The organism is Lentzea rhizosphaerae, from assembly GCF_042649515.1.
In the GTDB taxonomy this organism is placed as follows: domain Bacteria; phylum Actinomycetota; class Actinomycetes; order Mycobacteriales; family Pseudonocardiaceae; genus Lentzea; species Lentzea aerocolonigenes.
The window spans coordinates 51,760-58,116 of sequence record NZ_JBHRZI010000008.1; the positions used below are offsets into that span (position 1 = coordinate 51,760).

The window sequence follows — 6,357 nt, forward strand, 5'->3', positions numbered from 1 at the left end:
CCGGATCGGCAGGAGGCGGTGGACTGCCCAGGTGGACATCGTCATCCTGCTCGGCGTGCTGGTGGCCTGCGAATTCGGCCTGCGCGCGCTGGGACACCCGACGCGGTGGGGCACCCGCGCCGCAATGGTGCTGATGGTGGGCTCGTACTACCTCTTCATCAGCCCGGTCCTGCGCCAAGACGAGTCCATGTCCTGGGCAGTCCTCCCGGGACTGCTCGCGTTCCTCGTCGCCCGCAGTGCCTTCGTTCGCCGCTGGCGCGCCGACGAACGGGCGCACCAGGAGCGCTTGGACGGGCAAGCCTCCCAGGTGCGCGACGACCTCGCCGGCGGGCGGCCCGTCCGGCGGTTCGCGCTGTGGCTCAGGCCCTTCCACAGCACCGAGCGGCTGCCCACCCAGGCCGCTTCGTTCCAGGGCGTCGCCACCCAGCACATCGACCTGGAACGCATGCTGCGGGAGGCGTTGTCGCCGGACCTCCCGCTGGTCGCCCTGGGCCTGCCCGGCGAAACCACCGGCGCGGGCCGGATCGCCACCGACGACGCCACGTGGTGGGAGGAGTTCACCCGGCTCGCCACCGCCGCACACCAGATCTTCGTGCTGCCCGCCGCGAACGACGGCACCTTCCGGGAAGTCGCGTGGCTCAAGGACGGCGACCAGTTCGGCAAGTGCGTGTTCGTCATGCCGGAGACCCCGCCCACAGGCGGCCGCGTGCACATCCGCAGGGGACCCCGGCCGTTCGTGATGCACCACGTCCCCCAGCCGGTGATCGACCACCGCGCGCTCTGGGGGAAGGCCGCCCAACGGCTGGGCGCCCTCGAGGTCGAACTTCCGCCCTACGACCGCCGGGGCGCGTTGTTCCGGCCGGCGGGTGGACTCGTACCGCTCGCACTCAGCCCGGTGGTTCGCAAGGTGCGCCGCCTGCGCGCCCTGCTCGCCGCCCTCGACGCCCTCGACGCCCCCTGCTCACCGCCGCCCGCCCACCCAGGGCCCCCGCCGTACTGGACGAGTAAGTCCTGAGCTTGAGTTTCAAGGTCCGGGTGTGCCCCGCGGCTGCGGGCACTCACCGCCGGGCGTAGTGAGCAGCTCGAAGTGCCACATCTCGTTGGCGTAGGCCTGGCACAACCCGTACTCCGCGCCGTGCTGGATGAGCCAGTCGTCGGCGTTGGTCGGCCCGATATCCATCGCCTTGCCGGTGACGTGCGCGGACTTCTCCGGCGGGTGCACCCACCGCCGTGCCTCCTCCTCGCTGCTGTAGAGCTCGATCGCCTCGTCCAGCAGCCGCTGCTGGTACTGCGCGCTGCGCCAGCCCGACGTCACCCGGAACTCGACACCCTGGAGCGTCGCGTCGGCCGCAGCCTTGCGCATGGCGCTGAGCAACACGGGGTCGAGGTTCGCGATCGCAGCGTGCGCGTCGTCGTCCAGCGAGATGAACCCGTTCTTCGGGATGCCGCCGTCACCCGCCACTCGCGTGTTCCCCGCTGCCGGGGCTTCGCCGCCCGCCGGGTGTGGTGCGGAGGGTGTGCAACTCGTCACCAGCGCCAGCAGCAGCGCCGTCGCAATTCTCTTACCAGCCACGACTTCGAGCTTTCAACAGCGATGTCGCCGGACGGCGAGCGGAGTGTGCTCGTTGTGCAATGAACCGGTGACTGAGTAGAACGAGATCATGCCTTCACGGATCACCGCATGCCGCGGCTGCAGCTGCAGCACGGAGCGCAAGCACGCCGAGGTCGACCACGACCGCCAACTGGAGGTCATGCACTCCCGGCTCGAGTACGTGAAGGTCGCCTACTGCCTTGACGCGTGCGAGTGCTGACCGAGCACGACGCGCACCGCCGCTAAGGCACCCCGGCAGAACTCACCGGCCGGGTGGGCGCAGATCGACCGCGAGCTCGCCGTGATCAAGCAGCTCGAGTTCCCGGACTACTTCCTCGCCATCCACGACATCATGAACTTCTGCAAGGACAACATCCTCTGCCAGGACCGCGGCAGCGCGGCGAACTCCGCGGTCTGCTACGCGCACGGCATCACCGCAGTCGACCGGGTCCGCTGGAATTTGCGGCGCACGGTGGCCAAGCCGATGGTCTCTCCGTTCATGCGGATCCATTCCGATGATCACGGGCATCCGGTTCTCCTTGCCTCGACACGGATATCAGCAAGGAGGGCACCGCTACTTCGATGACACCGGCGGGCAGCCGCTGTGAGCGAGCGACTCCCTCTCCGGGGAACGGCTCGAGTGCACGTCCGATTGACGGCGGCTCATCGTCCGTGCTGGTCTCCGTGGACGGTCTCGGCATGACTGCTGGACGTGGTGTTCGTGGCCTTGTGGGCTGTCGTGCGGTTGGCGAGCGCGATCGTGCAGCCGGCCAGGAGGGCTGCACATGCGGCGCCTGCACTGTTCATGACCCAGTCACTGGTGGCGCAGGCACGCCCGAGAGAGCGCACCAGGGCCTGAATGGCCTCGATTCCGGCGGAGACAGCCACACCCGCGGCGAGCATGAGCAACGGTCGCCGGGTCATCAGCGCAGCGAAGTAGACCAGCGGGAACAACAACCCCACGTTGGCCACCATCTCCACGCTGGCCAGCGTGGGCACGTTGAAGTCGACGGTGCAGAGGGGGATGTCGTCCATCCGCCGTGTGGGAGTCGGCACGAGTGTCAGCGCGACAACGGGCACGACTGACAGCGCCGTGAGCGTCCTCAGAGTCCGCTTCCGGCAGGCTCTGAGGAGGAGATAACCGATACCGGTACAGATGATGACCATCACCAGCACCAGCACCGGAACCAGTAGCGGATTCTCGATCAGGAAGACGGCAATCATCAACAGCGATCGTAGCCACCCCTGACAGGGGCGCCGACGTCCGCACACGCCGATGAGCGGAAGTTGACGGCGCTCTCTGAGACTTCGCGTGCAGTCCGGGACACGGAGCGGAGCCTGTGCGCGCGACGACCTACCCACCGCCGACGAACGACGAGCCGCTGCTCACCGACCGGTTCACCGGCAGGCGCGTGCACCGAGGGCATGACCGCGGCCCCCGCAGGTCTCAGAGATCTCACGGCCGCCAAACGAACTTGATGTCGTGACGCACTCAGTCGAGCTCCCCGTCCGGTGCGCGGCCCGGCCTGGTGGAGCTGCTCCGTCCGGGGAGTGACTCCTGTCACCGGCCACCCTCGCGGGCCGCCATCGATCGTTAGCATCGCAAGCCGTGCGCGCCGTTTTCCCAGGCTCCTTCGACCCGGCCACGCGGGGACACCTCGACGTTGCGCGCCGGGCCGCGGCCATGTTCGACGAAGTCGTCATGTGCGTACTGACCAACCCGAAGAAGACCGGTCGGCTCCCCCTCGCCGAACGACTGGCCCTGCTGACCGACATGACCAGCGACCTGGCCAATGTCACGGTGGACTGCAGTGCCGGCCAACTGCTGGTCGACTACTGCCGCGCGGCGGGTATCGGCGTGATCGTGCGAGGCATGCGCACCCCGCGCGACCTGGAGCACGAGTTGCCGATGGCTCAGACGAACCGTCACCTGAGCGGTCTCGAAACGCTGTTCGTCCCGACCAATCCTGCGCACGCGTACATCTCCTCGACCCTCGTCACGGCGACGGCCCAGCGGTAACGCCCGTCCGAAGATCAGCTCGACGCGAGTAGCGACGCGGGCTGGGCCTGGGACCACGTCGGCACAGCGGTGTGCGCTCACCCAGCCACGGCAGTTCGAAACAGATGCCGGTCAACGGCCCTACCGGGATTGACCCGAGACAGGCGCCGGATCACCGTTCCGGGCTGCCCGATCACGCAGGAGTGCGGCGGCCCGCACACACCAGTCGTGGTGTTCCTGCTCGAACTGCCGACCGCGCAAGCACGTCAGGTAGGGCCCGATCGGAGACCCGTGGCGCAGGTAGGTCTCCTCGTCGAGATCCCCGCGGAAACGCCGCAGAATCTTGTCGAGGATCTCCACCTTGGCCGCGGCTGCCGCGGCTCGTTGATCCAGTTGCGCGATCACCGGTGCCACGTCGACGTGGTCGACGGCTTGGACCTTGACCAGCAGGTCGTCACGGATGAACGACGGCTTGCTCACGGCGGCGGCGAAGCGCGCCAGTTCGGCGAGGCCGGCTTCGGTGACCATGAACAGCCGCTTGTTGGGACGGGTTTGCTGGACCACCTCTCGGCCGCTGATCAACCCGTCGTTCTCGAGCTTGGACAGCTCCAGGTAGAGCTGTTGCGGTTGGGCGTACCAGAAGTTGGCGACGCCCACGTCGAATGCCTTGGTCAACTGGTAGCCGCTGTACTCGCCGGACAGCAACGCCGCGAGCACGGCATGTCGCAGGCTCATCGGCGCATCTCCTCGTCGTCGACATGGGGCGAACTCATGATACCCATGGTTATGATTAGTCATCATTATGACTAGGAGGACGACGTGCCAGTCACTGAACGGGTCCGCACCGCGATGCGGGACAGCGATCTCGCCATCCGGTTCGGCTTGGCCCTGGCCAACCGATGAGGCCACAGGAGAACGGTGTCCCCGAACCCGTTCGGAGCGGCAAGTACCTGCGCTACGTCGCCTTGGGTGACAGCCAAACGGAAGGCGTCGGTGACGGTGACGACATCGTGGGCCTTCGGGGATGGGCTGACCGGCTCGCCGAACACCTCGCCATCGACAATCCCGAGCTCCAGTACGCCAACCTCGCCGTCCGTGGCCGCCGCGCGGGCGAAGTCCGGTCCGAGCAACTGGGGCCGGCTCTCGCACTGCGTCCCGACGTGGCCACCGTTGTCGCAGGAGTCAACGACCTGCTCCGGCTTCGAGTCGAGACCTCCACGGTGGCCGATCACCTGGAAGCGATGTTCGCCGCACTCACCGCCTCCGGAGCCCGCGTGGCGACCGTGACCTTTCCCGACCTCACCAGGATCATCCCCCTCGCCCGGCCGGTGCGCTCCCGCATCCTCGACATCAACGACCGGATCCGTGCCGCGGCCGCCCGGCACGGAGTCGCCGTCGCGGAGATCGCTCGGCACCCCTCCGTCGCCGACCGTCGGTTCTGGAGCGAGGATCGGTTGCACTGCAGCCCCTTGGGCCATCAACTGATCGCCGCCGCCGTCGCGCACGCCCTGCAGGTGCCGGGCAGCAACGATTCCTGGAACGAGCCCCCACCACCGTTGCCCATCCCGCTGTCAACACAACGGCGCGCCACCGCTGAACTGCGTTGGGCAGCTACCTTTCTCGGACCTTGGCTCGGCAGGCGCCTGCGCGGCCAGTCTTCCGGGGACCAGCGCACGGCCAAACGCCCTCAACTCCACCGCATCGAGGGACTGCGGAGCTGACTGCAAAGTCGGGTGCGGCAGAACGGCCTGGTGTACCGCTCGGCAGGTTCAGCGCGAGACAGAACCGACCCTGACGGGCTACCCCCGGCCGACGCAGGCAGTCCAGGGGATGTCCGGTCGGAACGAGGCGGATGAACACCGACGTGGTCCAGCGGTGCCACGACGTCGAGGCGTCCGTTCTAGGGTGGACGGATGAAGGTTCTGTCCATCCAGTCTGTCGTCGCCCACGGCCACGTCGGCAACTCCGCCGCCGTGTTCCCGCTGCAGCGCCTCGGGGTCGAGGTCGTCCCGATCCCCACGGTGAACTTCTCCAACCACACCGGGTACGGCGCGTGGCGCGGTCCGCTCCTGCCGCCGTCGGACGTGGCCGAGATCCTGCTCGGGGTGGAGGACCGCGGGGTGTTCCCGCAGGTCGACGCCGTGCTGTCCGGCTACCAGGGCGGCACGGGCATCGCCGATGTGATCATCGACGCGGTGCGCAGGGTGAAGGCCGCCAACCCGGCGGCGCTTTACGCGTGCGACCCGGTGATGGGCAACGCCAAGTCCGGGTGCTTCGTCGCGCCGGAGATCCCCGTGCTGCTACGCGACAGGGTTGTGCCGGTGGCCGACATCATCACCCCGAACCAGTTCGAGCTGGGCTTCCTCACCGGCACCGAGCCCGCGAGTGTCGAGGAGACGCTGGCGTCGGCCGACCTCGCGCGCGCGATGGGACCGTCCACTGTGCTCGTCACGAGCGTCGAGCGGCCCGATCGGGAGGAGGGGACGGTCGAGATGCTCGTCGTGGACGCCGCCGGGTCGTGGCTCGTGAGCACCCCGCACCTGCCGTTCAAGGCGAACGGGTCCGGCGATGTCACGGCCGCGCTGTTCACCGCCCACTACGTCCAGACCAACGACGCGGCGCTCGCGCTGGAACGCACCGCGTCGAGCGTCTTCGACCTGATCGACCTGACCTACCGCTCCGGTGAGCGCGAGCTGCGGCTCGTGCAGGCCCAGGAGTTCTACGCGACGCCGCGGATGCAGTTCAAGGCTGAGCAGGTGCGCTGAGC

The 6,357-nt window shown here is 68.2% G+C and carries 8 protein-coding genes and 1 pseudogene; 6 read left to right on the forward strand and 3 right to left on the reverse strand.

Going from position 1 to position 6,357, the window contains the following annotated elements; all coding sequences use genetic code 11:
* Positions 1 to 31: 31 nt before the first annotated feature.
* The gene (locus ACFOWZ_RS05480) at positions 32 to 1,015 is read left to right on the forward strand and encodes a hypothetical protein (RefSeq protein ID WP_382369701.1); all 984 of its coding nucleotides are present in this window, start codon (positions 32 to 34) and stop codon (positions 1,013 to 1,015) included.
* A gap of 9 nt (positions 1,016 to 1,024) precedes the next feature.
* Here ACFOWZ_RS05480 and ACFOWZ_RS05485 read toward each other — a convergent pair whose 3' ends face one another.
* A complete protein-coding gene (locus ACFOWZ_RS05485; protein WP_382369704.1) occupies positions 1,025 to 1,573 on the reverse strand; it encodes a M15 family metallopeptidase in 549 nt (182 codons plus the stop codon).
* 88 nt (positions 1,574 to 1,661) lie between these two features.
* Between ACFOWZ_RS05485 and ACFOWZ_RS05490 the strand changes: the two genes are divergently transcribed.
* Positions 1,662 to 1,811, forward strand: coding sequence for a hypothetical protein (locus ACFOWZ_RS05490; protein ID WP_382369707.1), 150 nt, complete (start codon positions 1,662 to 1,664; stop codon positions 1,809 to 1,811).
* 30 nt (positions 1,812 to 1,841) lie between these two features.
* Positions 1,842 to 2,177 (forward strand): annotated as a pseudogene (locus ACFOWZ_RS05495) (hypothetical protein); the annotation flags it as partial.
* 77 nt (positions 2,178 to 2,254) lie between these two features.
* On the opposite strand, the gene ACFOWZ_RS05500 reads toward ACFOWZ_RS05495, so the two are convergent.
* On the reverse strand, positions 2,255 to 2,815 hold the full coding sequence (locus tag ACFOWZ_RS05500) for a VanZ family protein (protein WP_382369710.1): 561 nt from the start codon (positions 2,813 to 2,815) through the stop codon (positions 2,255 to 2,257).
* Positions 2,816 to 3,200: 385 nt separating this feature from the next.
* Here ACFOWZ_RS05500 and coaD point away from each other — a divergent pair, with 385 nt between their 5' ends.
* Complete coding sequence (gene coaD, locus ACFOWZ_RS05505) at positions 3,201 to 3,611, forward strand: pantetheine-phosphate adenylyltransferase (RefSeq protein WP_382369713.1); 411 nt, start codon at positions 3,201 to 3,203, stop codon at positions 3,609 to 3,611.
* Positions 3,612 to 3,731: 120 nt separating this feature from the next.
* Here coaD and ACFOWZ_RS05510 read toward each other — a convergent pair whose 3' ends face one another.
* The gene (locus tag ACFOWZ_RS05510) at positions 3,732 to 4,325 is read right to left on the reverse strand and encodes a PadR family transcriptional regulator (protein ID WP_382369716.1); all 594 of its coding nucleotides are present in this window, start codon (positions 4,323 to 4,325) and stop codon (positions 3,732 to 3,734) included.
* A 164-nt stretch (positions 4,326 to 4,489) separates the two neighbouring features.
* Between ACFOWZ_RS05510 and ACFOWZ_RS05515 the strand changes: the two genes are divergently transcribed.
* Complete coding sequence (locus tag ACFOWZ_RS05515) at positions 4,490 to 5,311, forward strand: SGNH/GDSL hydrolase family protein (RefSeq protein ID WP_382369719.1); 822 nt, start codon at positions 4,490 to 4,492, stop codon at positions 5,309 to 5,311.
* 192 nt (positions 5,312 to 5,503) lie between these two features.
* Positions 5,504 to 6,355, forward strand: a complete 852-nt coding sequence (pdxY, locus tag ACFOWZ_RS05520) for a pyridoxal kinase PdxY (RefSeq protein WP_382369722.1) — start codon at positions 5,504 to 5,506, stop codon at positions 6,353 to 6,355.
* Positions 6,356 to 6,357 lie beyond the last annotated feature (2 nt).

Bases quoted from the DNA above. Each gene is read 5' to 3' on its own strand.
- ACFOWZ_RS05515 (WP_382369719.1), top strand. From the start codon at position 4,490: ATGAGGCCACAGGAGAACGGTGTCCCCGAACCCGTTCGGAGCGGCAAG.
- ACFOWZ_RS05500 (WP_382369710.1), bottom strand. From the start codon at position 2,815: ATGATTGCCGTCTTCCTGATCGAGAATCCGCTACTGGTTCCGGTGCTG.
- ACFOWZ_RS05490 (WP_382369707.1), top strand. From the start codon at position 1,662: ATGCCTTCACGGATCACCGCATGCCGCGGCTGCAGCTGCAGCACGGAG.
- ACFOWZ_RS05510 (WP_382369716.1), bottom strand. From the start codon at position 4,325: ATGAGCCTGCGACATGCCGTGCTCGCGGCGTTGCTGTCCGGCGAGTAC.
- pdxY (WP_382369722.1), top strand. From the start codon at position 5,504: ATGAAGGTTCTGTCCATCCAGTCTGTCGTCGCCCACGGCCACGTCGGC.